Raw genomic sequence first — 22,943 nt, 5'->3', positions numbered from 1 at the left:
GTGAAAGTGCCCCTCCCGGGCTAGCGGGTCCGTCGGGTGACGAGGCGTTGCAGGACGATGAAGACGAACAGCAGGGCCCCCGTGATGATCGAGGTCCACCAGGAGTTGAGGGTGCCGTCGAAGGTGATCAGGGTCTGGATGATGCCCAGCACCATGATCCCCAGCACGGTCCCGAGCACGTAGCCGGAGCCGCCGGTGAGGATGGTGCCGCCGATGACGACCGCGGCGATCGCCGTCAGCTCGAGGCCGACGCCGTTGAGCGGGTCGCCCGAGGACTTGTACAGGACCAGGAGGATCCCGCCGAGCGCCGAGCAGACCCCGCTGATCGTGTACACCGCGATCTTGGTGCGGCCGGTCTTGAGCCCCATCAGCATCGCGGACTGCGCGTTGCCGCCGATCGAGTAGACCGTGCGCCCGAACCGGGTGAAGGCCAGGACGTAGGCCGCGGCCGCGACGACCACCAGGGCGACCACCACGCTGATCGAGATGTGCAGCTCACCGCCGAGCGGGATCTGGGTCTGGGCCAGGGTGGCGATCGTCGCGTTGTCGATCGAGTAGGCCTCGGTGGTGATCGTGTAGCAGAGGCCGCGGGCGAAGAACATCCCGATCAGCGTCGCGATGAACGGCTGGATCTCGAAGAAGTGGATCAGCGCGCCCATCCCGGCACCCAGCACCGCGCCGACCACCAGGACCACGGCGATGGCCGCGTACGCCGGCCAGCCGTGCTTCTGCATCAGGTCGCCGGAGATCACCGTGGACAGCGCGACCACCGACCCGACGGACAGGTCGATGCCGCCGGTGAGGATCACGAACGTCATGCCGACCGCGACCACGAGCAGGAAGGCGTTGTTGATGAACAGGTCGAGGATGACCTGCCCGGACCCGAAGGCCTCGTACTGGACCGCACCGAACACGTACGCGGCGATCAGCAGCGCCAGCGTCGCGAGGATCGGCACGTGCCGCTGCTGCGGCCGGTAGCCCTTCACGCGGGCGAGCGTGGTCATGCGGTGACCTCCACCTTCTCCGGAGCGGGCGTGGGCGCCGGGGTGACCGGACGGGCTCCCCGGCGCCGCCGGAACCTGCGGCGGAACGCGGGCGACTGCAGCAGGCACACCACCAGCACGACGATCGCCTTGAAGAGCATGATCGACTCCGGCGGGATGCCGAGGGCGTAGACGGTGGTGGTGAGCGTCTGGATGAGCAGCGCGCCGATCACCGCGCCGCCGAGGGAGAACCGGCCGCCGGTCAGCTGGGTGCCGCCGACGACGACCGCGAGGATCGCGTCGAGTTCGATGAACAGGCCGGCGTGGTTGGCGTCGGCGCTGTGCACGTTCGCGCTGATCATCAGCCCGGCGACGCCCGCGCACAGCGCGCAGAAGACGTAGACGAGCCAGGTGAGCCGGGCCGAGCGGAGCCCGGCCAGGCGGCTGGCTTCGGGGTTGCCGCCGACGGCCTCGACGAGCAGGCCGAGCGCGGAGCGGCGGACGAGCACCGATGCGAGCACGAACACCGCCAGCGCGACGAGGATGGCGCTGGGCAGGGTGAACAGGAACCCGCTGCCGATCCACTCGAACGAGTGGGAGTTGACGGTGATGATCTGGCCGCCGCTGATCAGCTGCGCGATGCCCCGGCCGGCGACCATGAGGATCAGGGTGGCGATGATCGGCTGGATGCCCAGTGCCGCGACGAGCCAGCCGTTCCAGACCCCGAGCACCAGCGAGAGGCCGAGCGCCAGGCCGAAGGCGACCAGCGTGGTGCCGGTGCCGTCCGGGTTGTCGCTGATCCACAGGCAGGCGAGCGAGCCGCTGATCGCCACGACCGCACCGACCGAGAGGTCGATGCCGCGGGTGGCGATCACCAGCGTCATGCCGATCGCGATGAGGATCAGCGGGGCGCCGTTCTTCAGGATGTCGACGAGGTTCCCGTAGAGGTGCCCGTCGCGGAACTCGATCTTGAAGAACGACGGGCTCGCGATCAGGTCGCCCAGCAGCAGCACCAGCAGGGCCACCACGGGCCAGAAGAGCCGGTGTTTGGTCATGGCTTTCACGCCTGCACCCCCTCGGCCATCGTGGCCATGATGTCGTCCGCGGTGAGCGCCTGGTTTTCCCGCTCCGCCACGACCTTCCGGTCCCGCAGCACCACGACGCGGTGGCTCAGCCGCAGGACTTCTTCGAGTTCGGCGGAGATGAACACGACGGCCATGCCGTCGCCCGAGAGCTGGGTGACCAGCCGCTGGATCTCCGTCTTGGCGCCGATGTCGATGCCGCGCGTGGGCTCGTCGAGGATCAGCAGCCGCGGTTCGGTGATGAGCCAGCGGGCCAGCAGGACCTTCTGCTGGTTGCCGCCGGAGAGGTTGCCCACCAGCGCTTCGGGGTTGGCGGGCCGGATGTCGAGGGCCTTGATGTACTTCTCGGCGATTTCGTCCTGGCGGCGGCGCGACAGCGGCCGCGCCCAGCCGCGGGAGGCCTGCAGCGCCAGCACGATGTTCTCGCGGACGGTCAGTTCCTCGACCAGGCCTTCGGCCTTGCGGTTCTCCGAAAGGAACGCGATCTTGTGGTCCAGCCCGGCTCGCGGGGTGCGCAGCGCGGCGGGCTCGCCGTCGACCTTCAGCGAGCCGCTGTCGGCGTGGTCGGCGCCGAAGAGCAGCCGGGCGAGTTCGGTGCGGCCGGAGCCGAGCAGGCCGGCCAGCCCGACGACCTCGCCGGCGTGGATGGCGAGGTCGAAGGGTTCGACGCCGCCCTTGCGGCCGAGGCCTTCGGCGGCCAGCAGCACGGGCGCGCCGGCGACCTCGGCCCGGCTGGGACCGGAGTCCTCCAGGTCCTCGAGGACCTGGAGCTCCTTGCCGATCATCTTGGTGACGAGCTCGACCGGCGTGATGTCCGCGGTGCGGTACTCGCCGATCAGCTTTCCGTTGCGCAGCACGGTCATCCGGTCGGCGATGGCGAAGACCTGGTCGATGAAGTGGGACACGAACAGGATCGCCATGCCGCTTTCGCGCAGGGACCGGACGACCTTCAGCAGCTGTTCGACCTCGCCGGCGTCCAAACTGGACGTCGGTTCGTCAAGGACGAGCACGCGCGCGTCGACGTCGAGCGCGCGGGCGATCGCGACCAGCTGCTGCACCGCGATGGAACAGGTGGACAGCTCGGCCGAGACGTCCACGTGGACGTCCAGCCGGGCCAGCAGCTCCTCGGCCCGCTTCCGCATCGGGCCCCACTGGATGCGGCCGAGGCGGCGGGGTTCCCGGCCGAGGCAGACGTTCTCGGCCACGGACAGGTTCGGGCAGAGGTTGACTTCCTGGTAGACCGTGCTGATGCCGGCCTGCTGGGCCTCACCGGGCCCGCTGAAGGCGACGTCGTCGCCGCCCAGTTCGATCGTGCCCGCGTCCACCCCGTACACCCCGGTGAGCACCTTGATGAGGGTGGACTTGCCGGCGCCGTTCTCGCCCATCAGGGCGTGGACTTCGCCGGGGTACATCCGGAAGTCGACCCCGTCCAGGGCGAGGACGCCGGGGAACTCCTTGCGGATACCGCTCATCCGCACCATGGGCTGCGGTTCAGGCATTTGCTGTGCTCCGGAGTGGACGCGGGGGTCGTGAGTGCGTAACGGTGTTAGAACACTGTTACGCACCCACGACCCGCAGGCGGTCAGTACTGGCGCTGCGGCAGGGCGGCCTTGGCGGAGGCCTGGTCGAATTCGGTCTCCTGGGTTTCGATGCGGGCGGGCACCTGCTCGCCGGCGGCGACCTTCTTCACCAGGTCCATCAGCTGCGGGCCGAGCAGCGGGTTGCACTCGACGACGTGGTTGATCTTGCCGTCGGCCAGCGCCTGCAGAGCGTCCTTGACACCGTCGACGGAGACGATCTTGATGTCCTTGCCCGGGACCTTGCCCGCGGCTTCGATGGCCTCGATGGCGCCGAGGGCCATGTCGTCGTTGTGGGCGTAGAGGACATCGATCTTGGGCTGGGACTTCAGGAAGGCCTCCATGACCTCCTTGCCCTTGGCGCGGGTGAACTCACCGGTCTGCGAGGCGACGATCTTGTACTTCGGGTCCGCGGCGATGACGTCCGCGAAGCCCTTCTTGCGGTCGTTCGCGGGCGCCGAGCCGGTGGTGCCCTGCAGCTCGACGATATTCACGTCGCCGGTGGCGCTGCCGAACTCCTTGGTCAGCCACTCCCCCGCCTTCTTGCCCTCGGCGACGAAGTCGGAGCCGAGGAAGGTCTTGTAGAGGGACTTGTCCGGCGAGTCGATCGCGCGGTCGGTCAGGATGACCGGGATATTGGCCGTCTTGGCTTCCTTCAGGACGGTGTCCCAGCCGGACTCGACGACCGGCGAGAAGGCGATGACCTTGACCTTCTGCTGGATGTACGAGCGGATCGCGGAGATCTGGTTCTCCTGCTTCTGCTGCGCGTCGGAGAACTTCAGCTCGATCCCGGCGGTCTTCGCCGACTCCTGGATCGACTTCGTGTTCGCCGTCCGCCAGCCGCTCTCGGCGCCCACCTGGGCGAAGCCGAGCGTGATGGCCCCGCCCGAACCGCCGGACGAACCGCCACTCCCGCAGGCGGTGAGCAGCACGAGTCCGGCCGCCGCGGCCGCCGCGGCGGCCCATCGCTTCTTCAGCACGTTCACTCCTCGATCGACGATGATCTGTGGGAAAACCTGTGTGGGGACTATCGGGTGAAGACGTCTTGCCTGTTAGCGCTAACAATCCCTCGGGAACCAACGGTCCCCGCCGGCCGCGGCGCTAGCGCGGTCCGGTGCTCTCGCGCACGATCAACTCGGGGACGACCAGGGCGCGCGCGTGCCGGTCGCCTCCGTCCATCCGCCCGGCCAGCAGGCCGAACGTACGCCGTCCGACTTCGATGAAGTCCTGGCGCACCGTCGTCAGCGGCGGCGTGAAGTACGCCGCCTCGGGGACGTCGTCGAAGCCCGCCACGCGCACGTCCCGCGGCACCGAGATACCCGCTTCCGCGAACGCGCGCAGCAGGCCCAGTGCCATCTGGTCGTTGCCGGCGAAGACGGCGTCCAGATCCTTTTCCTTGGCGAGGGATCGCCCCGCCTCGTAGCCGGAACGCGAGCTCCAGTCGCCGCGGATCACCCGCGGGGCCCCGACGCCGTGGCGTTCCAGGGTTTCCCGCCAGCCGAGTTCGCGGTCGCGGGCCTCCAGCCAGTCCTCCGGCCCGGCGATGTGCCACACCGTGCGGTGGCCCAGCGCCAGGAGGTGTTCGGTGGCGCGGCGGGCGCCGTCGCGCTGGTCGACGGAGATGACCGGCACCGGTGCCGCCTCCCCGCCGCCGACCGCGACGACCGGGAAGTCCGCGGGCGCGGCTTCCAGGGCCCGGCCCGCGCTGACGTGCGGGGCGATCACGATGACACCCTCGACCGCCTGGCGGCGCAGGTTCTCCACCGCGTCGGCGATCGACGACCGGCCGGGACGGCTGACGCTCGAGATCGTGATCGCGTACCCGGCTTCCCGGGCGGCGTTCTCGATGCCGTACAGCGTGCTGGCCGGACCGTACAGATTGGACTCGAGCGCGACGACGCCGAGCGTGCCGGTGCGGCCGGTGACCAGCGCGCGGGCGGCGGAATTGGGCCGGTAGCCCAGTTCCTCGATCGCCGCGAGCACCCGGGCCCGGGTTTCGGGGCGCACCGGACCGGTCCCGTTGATCACCCGGGACACGGTCATGTGGGACACGCCCGCCACGCCCGCGACGTCGGTCAGGCTCGGCTGCCGGGTCCCGGTGGCAGTCGCCTTGACGGGTCCGCCGGAGCGGGGTCGTTCGGCCACCGGCGTCCCCTTCCGTGCGCTCCGACATGGTCTGCGTCACCTGTCCGGTGACGACGAGGAGTTAGTGTTAGCGATAACACCCACGGGGTCAACCCCGGCTCGCGTAACGGTCTAGTCACGTGCCCTTCACATGGCCCCGACGACGAATTCGACGGCGCGACCTGCGCGGAGCGTCGTTTGAAATTCACCGCCCGTCAGCACGGCCCGGTGTTCAACGGCATGTTCGCGGGTCCTGCGGGGCGTCTACCACACACTGCCGGCGGGCCCGGCTCCCGGGGTCAGAACGCCACCGTGGCGGCGACGGGGAGGTGATCGCTGCCGGTCGCCGGCAACGTCCAGGCCGCCACCGTGCGCACCCCCGACACGAAGACCTGGTCGATCCGGGCCAGGGGCAGCCCGGCGGGCCAGGTGAAGCCGAAACCGTCGCCGGCTTCGTCCTGCGCGTTCTGCAGCCGCGTGGTGATCGGCGCGAGCGCGCGGTCGTCGGCGGTGCCGTTGAAATCGCCGACGAGCACCGTCCGCGGCGCGGATTCCGCGGCGATGGCACCGGCCAGCAGGTTCATGGCCTCGTCCCGGCCGACCGCGGTGAACCCGGCGTCGAGGCGCACGCGCACCGAAGGCAGGTGCGCCACGAACACCGCCACCGGCCCCTTCGGAGTGTCCACTGTGGTCTGCAGCGCGCGGGTCCACGGCATGATCGCCACCGGCCGCGTGTCCCGCAGCGGAAAGGTGCTCCAGACCCCGACGGTCCCCTGCACGGAGTGGTACGGGTACGCCGCGGCGAGGGCGTTCTCGTACTTCGGGATCTCGGACTTCTTCAGCTCCTCGAGCGCGATCACCTGCGCACCCGCGGCAGCCAGGGCGCGCGCGGTGCCCGCCGGGTCCGGGTTCTCGTCGTTCACGTTGTGCGAGGCGACCGTCAGGTCCCCGCCGTGCCCGCGCTTGTCGAACAGCCTGCCGCCGAAGAACCCGCCCCAGACCAGCGCCGGCAGCAGGAGGGAGACGAGGGCGAGCGCCGAGCGCCGGACCAGCGCCACGGCCAGCAGCGGCACGACGAGCAGGCCGGTCCAGGGCAGGAACGTCTCCAGGAGGCTGCCCGCGTTGCCCACTTGGTTCGGCACCAGCGGGTGCGCGAGCAGCAGCAGCGCCGTCAGGACGGCGAACGCCGCGAGGACGCGGCCCCGCCGCCACGTCCAGGCCCGGCAGGCCGGGGCGGCCGGCCGTTCGGTGGTCGCGGTCATCGCGTGGCCGCCGGCAGCTCGCGCTGGATCGCGGCGATGAGCTTTTCGCTGGTGTCGAGCGCGGCCCGCAGCCCGGCGGCCGGGGTCCCGCCCGGGCTCTGGTGCAGGACGACGCCGAGGATCAACGCGCCGTTGCCGGCTCGCGCGGCCCACATCAGGGCACCCCCGGCGGCGGTCGACGAGCCGGTCTTCAGCCCGATCACCCCGTCGCGGCCGAGCAGGGTGTTCGTGTTGACGACCGCGCCCGGCACACCGTCGATCCGCAGGCTCGGGGTGGCGACGATCGCGCGGATCACCGGGTTCCGCATCACCTCGCGGGCCAGCCGGAGCTGGTCGGAGGCGGTGCTCGTGGTCGAGTCCTCGACGCCGCTGGCACCGGTGTAGGTGGTGCTGGTCATGCCGAGCGCCGCCGCCTCGCGGTTCATCTTCGCGACGAAGGCATCCTGGCTGCCGGCGTCCCACCGGGCGAGCAGGCGGGCGACGTTGTTCCCGGACGGGACGAGCATCAGGGCGAGCAGGTCACGTTCGCTGAACCGGCGCCCGGCGCGGACCGGCGCGCTCGACTCCTCGGCCGAGGCCGACTCGGCTTCGGCCTGCTCGTCGACAGTGATCTCCGGCCCGGCCTCGTCGGGACCGAGAGGGTGGTCCTTGAGCACGACGTAGGCCGTCATGACCTTCGTGACGCTGGCGATCGGGACCGGCCCCCGCTCACCGCGGCTGCCGAGCGAGCCAAGGTTCTGCACCTCGGCGCTGGACTGCCCTTCGGCGGGCCACGGCAGCGGGAGGTCGACGTCCGGCCGGCCGGCGAGGGCGCGCCCGGCGGTCTCGGGCGGGAAGAAGACCCAGCACGCGGCGGCGAGCACAACGGCCACCGCGGCGGCGATCCCCGCGGTGACGGGCGGGATGCGGGTGGGAGCCATCGGTCTCCTCCGGGTGCGGGGTGCGCTCGGGGCAGCGCACACCGGTCACTCTGTCCGGAGAAGATCGCGGGTTCGTCGGGGCTGTTCGACAGGTCTGAACCAGAAATGTCCCGTTTTCGTCTCAACGCCGAAGGAACTTTCTCAGGGTGCCATCCGTCCGACTGACTTTCGGCGTTCACATGCGTGATCAATGTTCATCCTGTTGACTCCCCCTGGGCCGCTGCCCTATAAAGGAAAAGTCCGGGTGTCCGCCGCAACACCTCCGCAGTCGCTTTCCGGAGGCCATCGGTGTCCGCTCGAAAGTCGCTCTTTCGCGCCGTTTTCCTCGTCACCGCAAGCATTTCCGCCACGCTCACGCTGCCCGCGCCGGCCGGCGCGGCCGACGTCGTCGTCGCCACGGCCACCCAGCTCCAGGCCGCCCTGGCGGGCGCCATCCCGGGGCAGGCGATCCGGCTCGCCGCCGGCACCTACCACGGCTCCTTCGTCACCACGAATCCCGGCACCGCGGCCAAGCCGATCACCCTGTCCGGCCCAGCGGACGCCGTCCTGATCAACGACGGTCCCGCCGGCGACGCCCCCGACTGCCCGGTGCCGACCGCAGGCTGGGATTCCGGTTACGGCCTGTGGCTCGCCAACGCGCCCTACTGGACCCTGCGCGGCTTCACCGTGCGGGAGTCCAAAAAGGGCATCGTCGCGGACAACTCCCCGCACACCACCATCGACGGCGTCACCGTCCACCACATCGACGAGGAGGCAGTGCACTTCCGCCGCTCATCGGCCGACAGCGTGCTGAAGAACTCCTCGATCAGCTACACAGGCCAGGTGCAGCCTGGCTACGGCGAAGGCGTCTATCTCAGCTCGGCCGGCTCGAACTGGGGCTGCCACGGCAACTCCGGCGGCGCCGACCGCAGCGACCGGATCCAGGTGCTGGACAACCACCTCGGCCCGTTCATCGCCGCCGAGCCGATCGACGTCAAGGAAGGCACGGCGGCTGGATACATCGGTGGCAACACCTTCGACGGCCGCGGCATCTCCGGCCAGAACTCGGCGGACTCCTGGATCGACGTCAAGGGCACCGGCTACACGATCGAAGGCAACACCGGCACCTTCGCCCCGCCCGGCACGTTCGCCAACGGCTACGAGACGCACAACCCGAGCACGAGCCCGTCGTTCGACAACGGCTGCGGCAACGTCTGGCGCGGCAACAAGTCCGACCTCGGCGGCGTGGGCGCCTATGCGATCAAGATCAGCTCCGTCTCGAAGTGCAAGGCCAACCCCAACGTCGTGTCCGCGTCGAACACCGTCACGAACGCCCGGTCGGGCCTGGCGAACATCCCCGTCACGCCGTGAGCGGCCTCAGGGCACGATCGCGTCGACGTACCCGCCGTCCACCCGCACCGCCGCGCCGGTGGTCGCCGAGGCGAACGGGGAACTGAGGTACACCACCAGGTGCGCGATCTCCTCCGGCTCGATCAGCCGCTGCAGCAGCGATTGCGGGCGGTGCTGCTTCATGAACTCGCGCTGGGCCTCGTCCCACGGCAGGTCCTTGTCCACCAGCTCGTAGACGAAGTCCTCGACACCGCCGGTGTGGGTGGGGCCGGCGATCACCGCGTTGACCGTGACGCCGGTGCCGGCCGCGTGCTTGGCGAACCCGCGGGACACCCCGAGCAGCGCCGTCTTCGACACGCCGTAGTGGATCATCTCGGCCGGGATGACGATCGCGGAATCGCTGGCGATGTACTGGATCCGGCCCCAGCCGCGGTCGGCCATGCCCGGCAGGTAGGCGCGGGTCAGGCGCACCGCGGCCAGGACGTTGACCTCGAAGTAGTGCCGCCAGTCGGCGTCGGTGATGTCGAGGGGCTCCTGGGCGCCGAAGATGCCGAGGTTGTTGACCAGGATGTCGGCGTCCGGCACCTCCTCGACCACCTGGGCCGCGCCGGCCTCCTCGGAGACGTCGCCCGGGGCCGGCAGGAAGTCCGCCTCCGGCACCTCCTCCCGCAGCCGGGCGATGGCCTTGTGGACGCCGGTTTCGCTGCGGCCGTTGATCGCGACGCGCGCGCCCGCCGCGGCCAGGCCGGTCGCGATCGCCGCGCCGATGCCCTGGGTGGATCCGGTGACCAGTGCCGTCTTCCCGCTCAGGTCGACCCGCATCGTGAAAGCCCTCTCTCGCTCGCGTGCCTCCCCGGAGCCGATTCAAGCACAGCCCGGCGGAGCCCACCCGCTGGAAAACCCGGTTGCCCCGCCCACCGGGTGGTGGCCACGATCTGCGCATGACCACGCAACCCACCCCGCTCCTGCCGACCGTCGCCGCCACCACCGCGCCGGTCCAGCAGCAGCCGTGCCGTCCGCGGAGGTCGATCACCTCGGCGCCGTGAGCGCCGCGCTGCTCGCCGGCCTGGTCGCCGGCTACGGCATCGCGATCCCGGTCGGCGCGGTGGGGACGTACCTGGTGGCCCTCACCGCCCGCAGCTCCCTCCGGACCGGCTTGGCCGCGGCTCTCGGCGTCGCGACGGCCGACGGGGTGTACGCGCTGGTCGCCGTGCTGGGCGGCGCCGCGATCGCGGGCGTGATCACCCCGTTCGCCGGGCCGCTGCGGCTGATCTCGGCGGCGATCCTGATCGCCCTCGCGACGCTTGGCGCCGTTCGCGCGCTGCGATCCCACCGCGTGCCCGCCACCCGGCCGGTGACCCCGCTCGCGCCCGGCCGCGCCTACGTCAGCCTGCTCGGCATCACCCTCGTCAATCCGGCCACGGTCGTCTACTTCACCGCGCTGGTGGTCGGGGACCGCGCCGGCGCGGACGTCCCCGGGCTCGACCAGGCGGTGTTCGTGCTCGCCGCGTTCGCCGCGTCGGCGAGCTGGCAAGCCGCGCTCGCCGGCGGCGGGGCCCTGCTCGGCCGGGTCCTCACCGGGCGGCGGGGCCGGCTGGTGACGGCGCTCGTGTCGAGCGCGGTGATCACCGCGCTCGCCGTCCGGCTTGTCCTCCCGTGAGGCCACAACCGTTGTCCTGCAAGGGTTTGTCCGGTTTCCGGGCGCACGCGGGAAGACGTCCGGCCGCCCGGCCCCCGGTTAGCGTCGAAGGGACGGACACGGGAGGCGGCCATGGCGATGCCGATGTCGGGGTGGGACACCGCGGGCGCGGTGCTGCTGGTGCTCTGGGCGCTGGCCATGTGGACGGCGGTCGGCGTGCTGGCCCGCGCCGGCCGCGGTCCGGTCCGGCCGTGGGTGTTCCGCGGCGCGGTGGCGGTGATCGGCTTCGGCGTCCTCGGGCAGCTCGGGCACGTCCAGGAGCACGTCGCCCAGGCCGGGTACTGGCTGGGCCACCCGAACGCCTCGGCCTGGATGACGCCGTGGGGCACCGGCCTGGCGAGCGGCCTGCAGCAGATCCTGCCCGGACGGCCGGCGTTCGGCATGGAGCTGCTGCACCTGACCGGCAACTTCCTCTTCCTGGCCGGCCTGGCGGGCGTCATGGTGATCACCCGCCGGGCCGCGGGCACCCGCACCCGCCGCTGGGCGAGGATGGGCGTCTGGATGCAGGGCCTGCACGGGCTGGAGCACCTGGTCCTGACGCTGTCGGTCGGGCTCGGCGCGCCCCGGGCGATCGGGCTGTCCACGTTCTTCGGTCTCGTGGACCCGGGCCCGGGGCTGACGACCTACCGCGTCTGGTGGCACTTCACCGCGAACGTCGTCGGCTCGGTCATCTTCGGGCTCGCGCTGTACCACCTGTGGCGCGAACGCCGGGAGATCCGCGCCGGCTTCGTGCTCCGGCCGCTGCCCGCGGTCACCGGGCGGGCGGCGTGACGCAGGTCAGCGTCGGCACCGCCCAGTCCGCGTGGTCCTGCCCGTTGCCGTCGCCGCCGTCGGACACCACCAGGTCGAGGACCTGGGCCCCGGTGACGTCGACGTCGACCGGGATCGCCGCCTGGCCACCACGCACCACCGGCGTCGTCACCTTGGTCACGCCGTCGGCCGAGACGCTGAAGCTCACGCTGCCGCCCGTGCCGGTTTCGCCGTCGACGCCCACCGAAGCCGTCAGCCGGGTGCAGGTGCCCGCCAGGTAGAGCTGGACGTCACTGGCCGCGTGGACGCCGAGCCCCTTGGCGTAGGCCACCCCGCCGATGGTCATCGGCTTGCCGTCACCCGCGCTCGCTTCGCCGTTGCTCGTGTCGCGTTCGACCGGGCCCCAGCCGTTCGTGGCGGTGAGGAACGGCAGGGAGCTCACGGCCACCTGCCCGGCGGGCGGTGCCGCGGGAACAGCCCCCACGATCCGTTCCCCGGTCACCGAGCCCGGGCGCCCCGCCTGCCGATAGGCCACCGCGACCTTCAGCGCGGCCGTGCCCACAGTGGCGGGAGGAGTCACGGTCCAGGTGAACGTGGCCGACTTCCCGCCGTCGATCCGCGGCACCGAAGGCGGCGACGCGGCACCGGCCGTCCACCCGGCCGGGGCGGTGAGCGACGGCCGGACGTCGAACGCCGGCGGCGCACCCGCCGGGACGGCCACGGTCGCCGACGCGGTGAACGGCTGCCCCGCGGACGCGGTGTCCGGCGCGGTCAGCGCCACCCCGGCCGTGGGCGCCGGCGGCATCGCGTACCGCGCGGGGTCGTAGCCGGGCGACGCGTTCTGCCGGACGGTCAGCGGCGAGCGGTAGCTGCCGTAGTTCGTCCAGGCGATCGAGCCGAGGCCGCCGGTGCCGCCGTCGAGGTTCCACACCGCGACGGCGATCGTGTTGCGCCCGTTCGGGTTCAAGATGCCGTTCGGGATCGGGAAGCTGTGCTGCGGGCCCAGGTAGTTGACGTACTGGCCGAGCTGCCAGCCGTTGACGAAGATCAGCGCGCGGTACTGCCGCGCCGGGTCGTCGGTGATGGTCAGGCCGAGCGAGGTGTCCTGGCCGCGCGGCAGGTCGAGGTCCGCCGTCGTGCGGTACCACGAAACGCCGGGGGTGGTGTCCTTCGCCGGGAGCGACGCCGGTGCCCAGCCCCGGTCCGGGAACCCGGGCAGCGACCAGCCCGCGCGCTCGCCGTAGAGCCCGCCGGTGTTGAGCGGCCCGCGCACCGGGTCCAGGCCGGTCTCGCCGCCGCGGACGCCCTGCAGCCGCCAGGTCACCGACGTCAGCGGGGTGCCCGTCAGCCGGGCCGCGGTGAGCCCGCGGGCGGCCTTGTTGCCGTTGCTGGCGCCATAGTCCTCCTCGTGCCCCATGTTCACGGTCAGCACGGAAATTTCGTTGTCGCCCTGGTGCAGCGACCCGGCGGGGAAGGTGAACGTGTGCTGCGGGCTGGTCGAGCTGCCGAGGAAGACGCCGTTGAGCCACGCCGAGAACGCGCCCGCCGGGCCCCCGCTCTGGCTCGACAGCGTGATCCCGGTCTGCTTGCCGTCGCCGGTGAAGTGGCCGCGGTACCACGTGTTGCCGGTGTGGAAGCCGTAGTCGTCGGCGAACAGGACGGGTTTCGTCCCGAGCGCCGTCGAGCTGTTGGTGGTGTCCTTGTCCGCCACGGGCCAGGCCGAGTCGTCGAAGGCCGGCCGGCTCTCCGGGGACTCCTGCTGGTGCTTCCAGCCGGTGAGGGCGGGCAGTGTCACGGCTTTGGCGGTCGGCGCCGTTCCGGTGAGGCTGCCGCTGGACGTCGGCTTCACCGGCACCCAGGATCCGTTCCACAGCACGGCTTTCGCCGTGCTGAAGACCTCGAAACCGCCGTCGGTGCCGGTGTCGCCGGTCAGCGACAGCAGGCCGTACTGTTCGGTCGCGGTCCGGACCAGGTGGGTGCCGCGGACGAGGACCGGGCCCGAAGGGGTGTCCTGGCGCCAGAACGTCGCCGCCGTCGCCTTGTCGGCCAGCAGCAGGAGCAGCGGGCGCGCGCCGGGCGCGGTGACGAGCACGCGCGTGAGGCCGTCGTGGGTGTAGTTCAGCCGCAGGTCGCCGCGGGCGGCGTCCCAAGTGGACGTCGCGGCGCCGCCGAGGACCTGCACCGACGGCTGCTTCGCGAATCGGAGCACGGTTTCCCCCGGCCCGCCCTGGTCGCCGTAGAGCACCGCGACGTCCCGGTTGCCGATGGTGGCGCTGGTCATGATCTCCGACGTCGAGTACTGCATCCGCGTGGCGCCGAGGTCGTAGCCGGCGACGAGGATCTTCGACTGCCGTCCGTTCAGCGTGATGCCGGTGCCGGGCTGCTGCGGCACGACCGGGTAGTAGTCGGAGCTGCCCGAGAGCAGGTCGACCGCGTCCACCACGACGTACGGCCCGGTGGCTTGGGCGTTCTTCTGCCCGGTGACGACGATCTTCAGCGTGTGCGGCCCGGCGGGGAGGTCGCGGACCTCGTAGCCGGTGACCTGGTTCTGCTTGCCCGCCGCGTAGAGGTCGACCGAGGAGACCTTCGTGTCGTCGAGGTAGACGTCGGCGACGCCGTGACTCGGGTCCTTCGACGTCACCCAGCGGATTCCGGTGCCGGTGAAGGGGATGCTGACGCTGTCCCCGGTGACGTTCGAAAACGACTCGGTGTGCTGGTAGTCCCCGCCGGTGTAGTTGACCTCGGGGCCGACGTGGCTCCAGGTGCCGGTGTAGCCGACCTCGGTGGCGCGGTCGTCGTAGGTGTAGCCGGCGTGCGCGGCCAGATCGAGCGCGACGCTGGTGGTGTTCGTGGCGGTGGACGTCGAGTCGCTGTGCCGCAGGGTGTGGAACTGCGTGCGGGTGTCGGGGTTGATCCGCGCGGTGTCGGTGAGCGCCGGATCGCTCAGCGGCGCTTGTGCGAGACCGTCGGTCTTGGTGAGCGGGGCGACGGACTGGGTGAAGTAGCCGATCAGCTTGTCTTCGTTGTACTTCGGGTCGAACTGGCGCCCTTCGGTGATCGCGGCGCCGTAGTCGTAGGAGGTGTAGTTCTGCGGGATCGCGCTCCACCCCCACGAAGTGCCGCCGTGCAGCATGTAGAAGCTCTGCCCGGTGGCGCCGACGGCGATGTTCTGCTTGTAGAAGACGTTCGCGAACTGGTCGTTGATCAGCTGGGCACACTTTTCGTAGCCGGGGCCGCCCCACGGGTCGAAGGCACCCCCCTGGAACTCGGCGGTGATCAGCGGCTTGCCGGGCACGTGGTCGTAGCTGATGTCCGGCACACCGTTCCACCGCGTGGGGTTCGAGCAGTCGAAGCCCTGCGGGTAGGAGTCGGCGGCATCGACGTCGAGCGCGGCGGCGCCGGAGTTGAAGGTGCCGTTGTTGTTCCCGACCAGCGGCACGGTGATGCCGTCGGCCCGGGCCTTGTCTTCGAGGTGCTGCATGTAGGCGCGGCCGTCGGCGTTGCCGTTGTAGTACTCGTTTTCGACCTGGTAGGCGAGCACGCCGCCGGTGCCGTTGGTGAGCTGGTGGCGGGCGATGATTCGGTCGATCTGCGTCTGCCACTCGTCGGAGTACCGCAGGTACACGGGATCGGCGCTGCGGGTGTGGCCCGGAGTGGTGGACAGCCAGGTCGGAAACCCACCACCATCGACCTCGGCGTTGATGTAGGGCCCGGGCCGCGCGATGACGTACAGGCCGGCTTGCTGCGCCATGTCGAGCAGCCTGTCGAGGTCCCGGACGCCGCTGAAGTCGTAGACGCCCTGCTTCGGCGAGTGGTAGCCCCAGTCGAAGTACAGCGAGGTCGCGTTGAACCCGGCGGCCTTCATCTTCTGGAAGATGTCGAGCCACAGGTCCGGGCTGGGGAGCCGGTAGGAGTGGAACTCCCCGGACCACAGGTAGGTGCGCTTCCCGTCGACGAGGAAGGAGTAGCCGTCATAGGTGACGGCGTGGGCGGGCCGCCCCACCGGGGCGGCGTGCGCCGCCGGGCCGGCAACGCCGGCCAAGGCAAGCAGGGCGCAGAGCAGAACGGTGAACAGCAACCGGCAACGACGACGGACGGCGCGCACGCGAGCCTCCTGAGCGGCGGGGACCACAATCGAACACAAACCTTTGCCGACCGCACAGAAGTGGTCAAGATACAACACCGCAATGGATCAGTGCGGTGGGCTTGTTAGCGTTAACATCATTCGGGCGAAAGGGAAACCACCGCGCGAAACGGCCAGCCACAGCAAACCCCGGCAGCCCCCGAACCGGAAGCCCTCAACAAGGCCCGGCAGCCCCCCAAACCGGAAGCCTCACCAGAGCCCGGCAGCCTCCAAATCGGAAAGCCAAGGCGGGACCCAAACCCCCCGCAACCCCGATCCGAAGCCCCAACATGGCCGGCGGCATCATGTCAAGGCACGCTTTCCCGCCTTGACATGATGCCGCCGGCCGTACTCACAATCGGGCATCGGGGTGGCGAAAACACGCCATCACAAGCAGCGGGGCGCAAGCAGCTCAACCCACCGACACAGACGGCGCACCACCCCCACCACAAGCAGCTCAACCCCAGCCCGGCACGAACGGCCCAAACCGACCCGCCGGTCAGCCCGACCGCCCGATCACCGAGCCCGGGTGCTCTCCCGCAAAACCAGCTCCGCCGCCACAAGATGCCGAGCCCCGGCATCCCCACCGGCCATCCGCTCCTCGAGCAACCCGAACGTCCTCCGCCCCACCTCGATGAAGTCCTGCCGCACCGTCGTCAACGGCGGCGTGAAGTACTCCGCCTCCGGCACATCATCGAACCCGGCGACCTGCACGTCCTCCGGCACCCGGATCCCCGCCTCGGTGAACGCCCGCAACAACCCCAGCGCCATCTGGTCGTTCGCCGAAAAAACGGCCTTCAGCCCCCGCTTGCCCACCAGCGCCCGCCCGGCCTCATACCCCGACCGCGGGCTCCAGTCACCCCGCACCACCGCGGGCACCCGCAACCCTCGCCGTTCCAACGTCTCGCGCCAGCCGCGCTCCCGGTCCCGGGCCTCCAGCCAGTCTTCCGGTCCGGCCAGGTGCCAGACCGTCCGGTGGCCCAGGGACAGCAGGTGCTCGGTGGCGAGGCGGGCGCCGTCGTACTGGTCGACCGAGATCACCGGCACCGGGGCCGCCTCGCCGCCGCCGACCGCGACCAGGGGGATGTCCGCGGGGGCCGCCGCCAGCGCGCGCCCGGCCGTGACGTGCGGGGCGATCACGACGATCCCCTCCACCGCCTGGCGCCGCAGGCTCTCCACCGCGTCACCGATCGACGTCCGGCCCGGCCGCGTCACGCTGCAGATCGCGACGCCGTACCCGGCCTCGCGGGCCGCGTTCTCGATGCCGTAGAGCGTGCTCGCCGGTCCGTAGAGATTGGACTCGAGCGCGACCACGCCGAGGGTGCCGGACCGGCCGGTGACCAGCGCCCGCGCGGCCGTGTTGGGCCGGTAGCCGAGCTTCTGCACGGCGGCGAGAACCCGCTCGCGGGTCTCCGGGCGCACCGGCCCGCTCTCGTTGACCACGCGCGAAACGGTCATGTGCGAGACGCCGGCCATACCGGCGACGTCGGCCAGGCTCGGCTGTCGCGGCCCCGGCAGGGGAGTCCTCGTCTGCTCCCCCGGCTTCGCCCGGTCCACCACCCTGGCCCCCTCCACGTCGTACCGTCTCACCCCCGAGACGGTACCGCCGAATCGGCGGTATCCGGACGTCCCGCGCCGGATCAGGACCATCCGAAGGCACCAGAGAGCGCTTTCACCACCGCGGTGACGCGCTGGGCGGCGCTCGCCCGGCTCGTGCCGGCCGGCTGGGCGGTCAGCACGACGACGACGAACCGGCCGTCACCGACCACCCCGCTCGTGTGCAGGTGCCGGTCCGGGTCGCAGCAGGACCAGCCCTGGTTCACCGCCCGGCCGGTGGCGGTGACCGCGGCCGCGATGCCGTAGAGCTGGTCGGAGCCGTCCGAGCTGCGGGGCGCGGCGTTGCCGAGGGCCCGCAGCACGATCTGCCGGGTCGCGGCGGGCGCGGTGTCGAGGAGGTACCGGTAGACCCGCGCCACGTCGGCGGCGGTCACGACGGTGCCGCCCCACTTGCCGGGATCTTCGGGCGGGCGGGTCGAGGTCAGGCCGATCCGGGCCGCCCAGCCGGTGACGATCGCGGGGCCGCCCAGCTTCGTCCACAGCCGTCCGGCGACCTCGTCGTCGCTGCGGGAAAGCAGCTCCGCGACCACGCCCGCCGGCTCGCCCCGTCGCAGCGCTTCGAGCGCGATGAGCAGCTTGACCAGCGACGCCGCCGGGTAGGCGGCGTCCGGCCGGTGGGAAACGAGGTCCCGGCCGGTCCGGCGGTCGTGGACGAGCACGCTGAGCTCGCCGGGCACGAGGCCGGCGAGCTCTGCGGCGGTGGGCACTCCTTGCCCGGCGTCCTCGGGCGGGGCCGCGGTCGCCGTCGTCGCCACGCTCGTCGTCAAAGCCGGTGGCGCGGTGAGCCGCGCCTCCGGAGGGCCCAGCGGTCGCACCACGGCGGCCGTCGTCAGCATCGCCACCACCGCGGCGGCGGCCGTCCCGGCGAGCAGCATCGCGTTCCGTCGGTCCATACCGGCTCTTGTCCGCCGAGCCTGGAACCGTTCCCGGATGTGGTCTGCGTCTCATCCGGACGGGTGAGCGGGGACGCGGGCGCCGGACCGCGACAACCAGTACCGTGACCAGAATCGTCGAACGGCTGGACCGGCCCGACCTCGCCACGCGGGATCCGAAGGAGATCTTCGCGCGGCTCTTCGACGAGTACGCCCCTCCCCTGCGCGGCTACCTCGCGGGCCGGGTGGGCGTGCACGCCGCCGACGACCTCGTGGCGGAGACGTTCGTCGTCGCGCTGCGAAGACGGGCGAGCTACGACCCGGAGAAGGCGCCGATCCGCGGCTGGCTCTACGGCATCGCCACCAACCTGCTGCGCAACCACGTGCGCCAGGAGGTTCGCGGGCTTCAGCTGACCGCGAAGGCGGGTGCCCGGGACCGCCCGGCCGAGAACCACGACGCCGCGGTCGCCGGCCGCGTCGACGCGGCGGCGCGGCTGCGCGTGCTGGCCGCCGAGCTCGCCGAACTGTCCGAACAGGACCGCGACGTCCTGCTGCTCACGTCCTGGGCCGGTCTCGAACCGGCCGAAGTCGCCGAGGCGCTCGGGGTGCCGGCCAGCACGGTGCGCTCGCGCCTGCACCGCGTGCGCCACCGGCTCCAGGCCCTGCTCGTCCCCACCGAGGAGAACCAGTCATGAACGAGCTCGACGAGACCCTCGAGCTGCTCCACCGCGAAGCCCGCACCGCGCCGGCCGACCTGTCCGCGGCCCGGACCCGGCTGCTGGCCGAGCTGGACGCCGGAACCGTCCTCCCCCTGCGCCCGAAGCGGGTGCGCCGGTTCGCGGTGCCGGTCGCGGCCGCCGTGGCGGGCGTGGTGGCGGTGACGGTCGTGCTCGCCCAGCAGCGCCCGACGGCTCCGGCGCCCGCTCCGGCCGCCGCGCCGCCGGCCGGCTCGGTCCCGGTATCGACCGGGTCCGTCCCGACGGCGACCGCCCCGGACGTCCGGCTGATGTCCGCGGTCCAGGTGCTGACCCGGGCCGCGGACCTGACCGTCGGCGCCGCCGACCAGCCCGTCGGGCCCGGGCAGTTCCGGTACGTCGCCGAGCACACCTGGGTGCAGCGCGGCGTCCAGACGGGCGACCGCACCGGCTACACCTACCTGTGGGAGCAGGAGGTCGACCGCTGGATCCCGGCGGACGAGCGCGACGTCTGGCAGGAGACCCGCAGGATCCTGAGCACCGGGAAGTTCCTCGGCGGTTCGGTGCCGCAGGCGCAGGCCCCGGAGCCGGAGGTCACGGACACCGACCGGGGCCAGTGGCAGGGCCCCTGCGGCGACTTCTTCCCGAAGGCCAAGCCGCCGAAGAAGTGCGGCGACGCGAGCGACTGGGACAGCCCGGCGTTCTACGCCGCCTTGCCGCACGACCCGGCGGCGCTCTACGCGAAGCTGCAGCAGCTGACGAAGGGACGCGGCTCGACGCCGTCGGTGATGTTCCACTTCGGCATCGAGATCCTCCGCGCCGGGCAGATGCCGGCGCAGCTGCGGGCGCAGTGGTACCGGGCGCTGGCGAAGATCCCGGGCATCACGGTCCTGGCCGCCTCCGCGAACCTGGACGGCCGCACCGGCGTCGCGCTGGGTCTGGACGACCGCCACGAGATCCGGCAGCTGATCATCGACCCGGCGACCGGCGGGTTCATCGGCGAGCGCACGGTCGCCGGGGCGGAGCCCGAGCAGCCGTGGCTCAAGCCGGGCACGGAGCTCGGGGCCAGCGCGATCACGACCGCGGTGGTCGGCAGGCTCGGCGAGATCCCCCCGAAGTAGCACCCGGCTTCAAGCGCCCCAAGGCGGCCTTGGTTGCTCCATCCATGCCCCCGCCGCCACCCTCAACGGAGGCGCTTCGCTCCGCAGTGCCCATTCAACGCACCGAAGGCCGCCTTGGGGCGCTTGGGGCGCTTGGGGCGCTTGGGGCGCTTGGGGCGCTTGGGGCGCTTGGGGCGCTTGGGGCGCTTGGGGCCAGGCTGTAGGCGAGCGCCCTTTGTCCTCAGTCTGCTGACAGGCGGACGCAGCACGAGCCCGGCTGCGGGTCCAGCCGGGCCCGCAAGCCGGTCTCACCCGCCCCCGCCAGCATGCCCTCGACCAGGCCCAGGTTCATCTCGCACACCAGCCTCGTGTGCGCCTCGGCGAGCCGGTGGAACGGGCAGTTCGCGAGCGACACCTCGCCGTCCCCGGAACGCGGCTCGAAGCCGTTTTCCTCCAGCGTGCTCAGGATGTCCTGGCCGCCGGCGGCCAGCTCCGTCCCGCGCTCGCGGGCCCGGCGCGCCAGGATCTCCCGCGGTGACCCGCCGGTTTCGTCGGCTTCCTCGACCGCGGCCGCCAGCAGCCCGCCGGCCAGCTCGTACTGGCGCTCCGGCAGGGAAATGCTCACCTGCCGGTCCGACCGCCGGTACAGCTTCGCCGGGCGGCCCGCTCCCGGGCCGCTGCGGCCGGTCCGGCGCTCGTGGCCGACGGCCAGCAACTGCCCCTCCACCAGGCGGTCGAGGTGGAAGGCGACGGTCGCCCGGGGCACGCCGAGCGCCGCGGCGACGTCGTCGCGGCTGACCGGCTCCGGGCAGCGGATCACGTACTCGTACAACCGGCGCCGGGTCGGCTCGTCGAGGGCGGCGACCGCGGCCAGCGCCTGGGTTTCCTGCATCACCGCATTCTAAAACAAACTCCTGTTGACGAAAACCCCGGGGAGCTTCTAACGTCGGTCTGACTTGATTTTAGAAGGAGGCACTCCCCGTGACCGTCGAACCCGTCAGCGCACCGGTTCCCCTGCGGCACCTCGGCGTCGTCCACGACCGGGACACCGTCGACCTGCACGCCGCCGAACGCGCGGTCGCCGACCTGCTGCGCGCCCTCGGGAAGGACCCGTCGTCGGAGCACCTCGGCGACACGCCGCGGCGGGTGGCCCACGCCTACGCGGAAATGCTGCAGCCGCGTGACTTCCAGCTGACGACTTTCCCCAACGACGAGGGCTACGACGAGCTCGTGCTGGCGAAGAGCATCCCGGTGCAGTCTCTGTGCGAGCACCACCTGCTGCCCTTCCGCGGCGTCGCGCACGTCGGCTACCTGCCCGGCGAGCGGATCCTCGGGCTGTCCAAGCTCGCCCGCGTCGTCGAGATGTTCGCGCGCGACCTGCAGGTGCAGGAGCGGCTGACCAAGCAGGTCGCGGACTGGCTCCAGGAGCACCTGGCCCCGAAGGGCGTCGGCGTCGTGATCGAGGCCGAGCACCTGTGCATGTCCCTGCGCGGGGTGCGGGCCTCCGGCGCGCTGACGGTGACGTCGTCGCTGCACGGCCTGCTGCGGGAGGAACCCAAGACGCGGCAGGAGTTCTTCGCTCTCTCCGGGGTGAGCGCCTGATGGACACCTTCGTCATCGCCGGCGCCGGGCTGACCGGCGCGAAGGCCGCGGAAACGCTGCGCGCCGAAGGGTTCGGCGGGCGCGTGGTCGTCGTCGGCGCCGAACCGGACCTGCCCTACGAGCGGCCGCCGCTGTCGAAGGGCTACCTGCTCGGCCAGGACGACCGCGCGTCGGTGTTCGTCCACGACGAGAAGTGGTACGTCGACCACGGCATCGAGGTGCTGACCGGCCGGCGGGTCACCGCGCTGGACCGCGCGGCGCACGAGGTCGAACTGGCCGGCGGCGAACGCCTCGGGTACACGAAGCTGCTGCTGGCGACCGGGGCGTCGCCACGGCGGCTGCGAGTGCCCGGCAACGACCTCGACGGCGTCCACTACCTGCGCCGGCTCGGGCACGCCGACCGGCTGCGCGACGCGCTGGCCGCCGGGGGCCGGGTCGTCGTGGCCGGGGCAGGCTGGGTCGGGCTGGAGACGGCCGCGGCCGCGCGCCACCACGGCTGCCCGGTGACGATCGTCGAGCCCGGACCGGCCCCGCTGCACGCCACGCTCGGGCCGGAACTGGGCGGGTACTTCGCCGACCTGCACCGCCGCCACGGCGTCGAGCTGCGGTTCGGCACTGGCGTGACGGGCTTCGCGGGCGACTCCGCGGTCTCCGCGGTGCTGACCGACGACGGCGAGATCCCGGCCGACGTGGTCGTCGTCGGCATCGGCGCCCGGCCCGAGACGCAGCTGGCCGCCGACGCGGGCCTGGCCGTCGACGACGGCGTCCTCGTCGACGCGGGCCTGCGCACCGAAGACCCGGACGTGTTCGCGGCGGGAGACGTCGCGAGCGTGTGGCAGGAGCGCTACGGCCGCCGGGTCCGCGTGGAGCACTGGGCCGCGGCGACGAACGGTGGCCCGGCGGCGGCACTGGCGATGCTCGGCCGCGAGGTGGTCCACGACGACCTGCCGTACTTCTTCTCGGACCAGTACGACGCCGGGATGGAGTTCACCGGCTGGTTCCCGCCCGGTGGCTACGACCGCGTCGTCACCCGCGGCGACGCCGAGGCGTTCCACGCGTTCTGGCTGACCGGCGGCCGGGTGGTCGCGGGCCTGCACGTGAACAAGTGGGACGAGGGCCTCGACGCGGTGCGCGAGCTGATCCTCAGTGGCCGGACCGTGGACCCGGACCGGCTCGCCGACCCGGAGCAGCCGCTGACGGACTAGCGC

Annotated in this window: 19 protein-coding genes; 7 read left to right on the top strand and 12 right to left on the bottom strand. The window is 71.7% G+C overall.

All coding sequences use genetic code 11. The annotated features are described in order from the left end of the window. Window positions 1-20: 20 nt before the first annotated feature. The 7 genes from yjfF to IE317_RS11835 form a co-directional block, all read right to left on the bottom strand. Window positions 21-1,004, bottom strand: coding sequence for a galactofuranose ABC transporter, permease protein YjfF (gene yjfF / locus IE317_RS11865; RefSeq protein WP_191309297.1), 984 nt, complete (start codon window positions 1,002-1,004; stop codon window positions 21-23). Then, window positions 1,001-2,038: an ABC transporter permease gene (locus IE317_RS11860; RefSeq protein ID WP_191309574.1), complete on the bottom strand. Its 1,038-nt coding sequence runs from the start codon at window positions 2,036-2,038 to the stop codon at window positions 1,001-1,003. The genes yjfF and IE317_RS11860 overlap by 4 nt, the downstream gene beginning before the upstream one ends. Before the next feature lie 5 nt (window positions 2,039-2,043). Next, window positions 2,044-3,546 (bottom strand): sugar ABC transporter ATP-binding protein, encoded by a 1,503-nt coding sequence (locus tag IE317_RS11855; RefSeq protein ID WP_191309572.1) that lies wholly within the window; start codon window positions 3,544-3,546, stop codon window positions 2,044-2,046. Window positions 3,547-3,647: 101 nt separating this feature from the next. After that, the gene (locus IE317_RS11850) at window positions 3,648-4,628 is read right to left on the bottom strand and encodes an ABC transporter substrate-binding protein (RefSeq protein WP_191309295.1); all 981 of its coding nucleotides are present in this window, start codon (window positions 4,626-4,628) and stop codon (window positions 3,648-3,650) included. A 115-nt stretch (window positions 4,629-4,743) separates the two neighbouring features. Beyond that, window positions 4,744-5,787 carry a LacI family DNA-binding transcriptional regulator gene (locus IE317_RS11845; RefSeq protein ID WP_191309293.1) on the bottom strand — a complete coding sequence of 348 codons (1,044 nt, stop codon included), beginning with the start codon at window positions 5,785-5,787 and terminating at the stop codon, window positions 4,744-4,746. A gap of 278 nt (window positions 5,788-6,065) precedes the next feature. Next, window positions 6,066-7,028: an endonuclease/exonuclease/phosphatase family protein gene (locus tag IE317_RS11840; protein WP_191309291.1), complete on the bottom strand. Its 963-nt coding sequence runs from the start codon at window positions 7,026-7,028 to the stop codon at window positions 6,066-6,068. Next, entirely contained in the window at window positions 7,025-7,948 is a 924-nt protein-coding gene (locus IE317_RS11835; RefSeq protein WP_191309288.1) for a D-alanyl-D-alanine carboxypeptidase family protein, read from the bottom strand. The genes IE317_RS11840 and IE317_RS11835 overlap by 4 nt, the downstream gene beginning before the upstream one ends. Window positions 7,949-8,236: 288 nt before the next feature. Here IE317_RS11835 and IE317_RS11830 point away from each other — a divergent pair, with 288 nt between their 5' ends. After that, window positions 8,237-9,298, top strand: a complete 1,062-nt coding sequence (locus tag IE317_RS11830; RefSeq protein WP_229902652.1) for a right-handed parallel beta-helix repeat-containing protein — start codon at window positions 8,237-8,239, stop codon at window positions 9,296-9,298. Between the two features lie 6 nt (window positions 9,299-9,304). On the opposite strand, the gene IE317_RS11825 is transcribed toward IE317_RS11830, so the two are convergent. Then, the gene (locus IE317_RS11825; RefSeq protein WP_191309286.1) at window positions 9,305-10,099 is read right to left on the bottom strand and encodes an SDR family NAD(P)-dependent oxidoreductase; all 795 of its coding nucleotides are present in this window, start codon (window positions 10,097-10,099) and stop codon (window positions 9,305-9,307) included. Window positions 10,100-10,319: 220 nt separating this feature from the next. Here IE317_RS11825 and IE317_RS11820 point away from each other — a divergent pair, with 220 nt between their 5' ends. Both IE317_RS11820 and IE317_RS11815 read left to right on the top strand, forming a co-directional pair. Further along, window positions 10,320-10,937 (top strand): LysE family transporter, encoded by a 618-nt coding sequence (locus IE317_RS11820; RefSeq protein ID WP_191309284.1) that lies wholly within the window; start codon window positions 10,320-10,322, stop codon window positions 10,935-10,937. Between the two features lie 111 nt (window positions 10,938-11,048). Next, entirely contained in the window at window positions 11,049-11,747 is a 699-nt protein-coding gene (locus IE317_RS11815; RefSeq protein WP_191309282.1) for a DUF6008 family protein, read from the top strand. Here the strand turns inward: IE317_RS11815 and IE317_RS11810 are convergent. The 3 genes from IE317_RS11810 to IE317_RS11800 form a co-directional block, all read right to left on the bottom strand. Continuing rightward, window positions 11,728-15,831 (bottom strand): beta-galactosidase, encoded by a 4,104-nt coding sequence (locus IE317_RS11810; protein ID WP_191309280.1) that lies wholly within the window; start codon window positions 15,829-15,831, stop codon window positions 11,728-11,730. The genes IE317_RS11815 and IE317_RS11810 overlap by 20 nt on opposite strands. 534 nt (window positions 15,832-16,365) lie before the next feature. Continuing rightward, a complete protein-coding gene (locus tag IE317_RS11805; protein ID WP_191309570.1) occupies window positions 16,366-17,409 on the bottom strand; it encodes a LacI family DNA-binding transcriptional regulator in 1,044 nt (347 codons plus the stop codon). A gap of 80 nt (window positions 17,410-17,489) precedes the next feature. Further along, window positions 17,490-18,359, bottom strand: coding sequence for a hypothetical protein (locus IE317_RS11800; RefSeq protein WP_191309278.1), 870 nt, complete (start codon window positions 18,357-18,359; stop codon window positions 17,490-17,492). A 104-nt stretch (window positions 18,360-18,463) separates the two neighbouring features. On the opposite strand from IE317_RS11800, the gene IE317_RS11795 reads away from it, so the two are divergent. Together IE317_RS11795 and IE317_RS11790 are read left to right on the top strand one after the other, a co-directional pair. Next, window positions 18,464-19,033, top strand: a complete 570-nt coding sequence (locus IE317_RS11795; RefSeq protein WP_191309276.1) for an RNA polymerase sigma factor — start codon at window positions 18,464-18,466, stop codon at window positions 19,031-19,033. Then, window positions 19,030-20,154: a CU044_5270 family protein gene (locus tag IE317_RS11790; RefSeq protein WP_191309274.1), complete on the top strand. Its 1,125-nt coding sequence runs from the start codon at window positions 19,030-19,032 to the stop codon at window positions 20,152-20,154. Before IE317_RS11795 ends, IE317_RS11790 begins: the two co-directional genes overlap by 4 nt. A gap of 220 nt (window positions 20,155-20,374) precedes the next feature. Here IE317_RS11790 and IE317_RS11785 read toward each other — a convergent pair whose 3' ends face one another. Beyond that, window positions 20,375-21,025 (bottom strand): helix-turn-helix transcriptional regulator, encoded by a 651-nt coding sequence (locus IE317_RS11785; RefSeq protein WP_191309272.1) that lies wholly within the window; start codon window positions 21,023-21,025, stop codon window positions 20,375-20,377. 89 nt (window positions 21,026-21,114) lie between these two features. Here IE317_RS11785 and folE point away from each other — a divergent pair, with 89 nt between their 5' ends. Both folE and IE317_RS11775 read left to right on the top strand, forming a co-directional pair. Beyond that, entirely contained in the window at window positions 21,115-21,735 is a 621-nt protein-coding gene (folE, locus tag IE317_RS11780) for a GTP cyclohydrolase I FolE (RefSeq protein ID WP_191309270.1), read from the top strand. Continuing rightward, window positions 21,735-22,940 carry an NAD(P)/FAD-dependent oxidoreductase gene (locus tag IE317_RS11775; protein ID WP_229902651.1) on the top strand — a complete coding sequence of 402 codons (1,206 nt, stop codon included), beginning with the start codon at window positions 21,735-21,737 and terminating at the stop codon, window positions 22,938-22,940. Before folE ends, IE317_RS11775 begins: the two co-directional genes overlap by 1 nt. Window positions 22,941-22,943: the final 3 nt, after the last annotated feature.

Origin of the sequence: Amycolatopsis bullii, from assembly GCF_014654205.1 — a bacterium.
GTDB lineage: Bacteria > Actinomycetota > Actinomycetes > Mycobacteriales > Pseudonocardiaceae > Amycolatopsis > Amycolatopsis plumensis.
Note: the sequence above shows the minus strand (reverse complement) of the source record. Positions and strands in the feature narration are given on the sequence as shown.

What these genes read in the sequence shown, in the direction of transcription:
- IE317_RS11825 (WP_191309286.1), bottom strand. Translation starts at nt 10,099, where the DNA reads ATGCGGGTCGACCTGAGCGGGAAGACGGCACTGGTCACCGGATCCACC.
- IE317_RS11860 (WP_191309574.1), bottom strand. Translation starts at nt 2,038, where the DNA reads ATGACCAAACACCGGCTCTTCTGGCCCGTGGTGGCCCTGCTGGTGCTG.
- IE317_RS11775 (WP_229902651.1), top strand. Translation starts at nt 21,735, where the DNA reads ATGGACACCTTCGTCATCGCCGGCGCCGGGCTGACCGGCGCGAAGGCC.
- IE317_RS11855 (WP_191309572.1), bottom strand. Translation starts at nt 3,546, where the DNA reads ATGGTGCGGATGAGCGGTATCCGCAAGGAGTTCCCCGGCGTCCTCGCC.
- IE317_RS11790 (WP_191309274.1), top strand. Translation starts at nt 19,030, where the DNA reads ATGAACGAGCTCGACGAGACCCTCGAGCTGCTCCACCGCGAAGCCCGC.
- IE317_RS11815 (WP_191309282.1), top strand. Translation starts at nt 11,049, where the DNA reads ATGGCGATGCCGATGTCGGGGTGGGACACCGCGGGCGCGGTGCTGCTG.
- IE317_RS11840 (WP_191309291.1), bottom strand. Translation starts at nt 7,028, where the DNA reads ATGACCGCGACCACCGAACGGCCGGCCGCCCCGGCCTGCCGGGCCTGG.
- yjfF (WP_191309297.1), bottom strand. Translation starts at nt 1,004, where the DNA reads ATGACCACGCTCGCCCGCGTGAAGGGCTACCGGCCGCAGCAGCGGCAC.
- IE317_RS11785 (WP_191309272.1), bottom strand. Translation starts at nt 21,025, where the DNA reads ATGCAGGAAACCCAGGCGCTGGCCGCGGTCGCCGCCCTCGACGAGCCG.
- IE317_RS11800 (WP_191309278.1), bottom strand. Translation starts at nt 18,359, where the DNA reads ATGGACCGACGGAACGCGATGCTGCTCGCCGGGACGGCCGCCGCCGCG.
- IE317_RS11835 (WP_191309288.1), bottom strand. Translation starts at nt 7,948, where the DNA reads ATGGCTCCCACCCGCATCCCGCCCGTCACCGCGGGGATCGCCGCCGCG.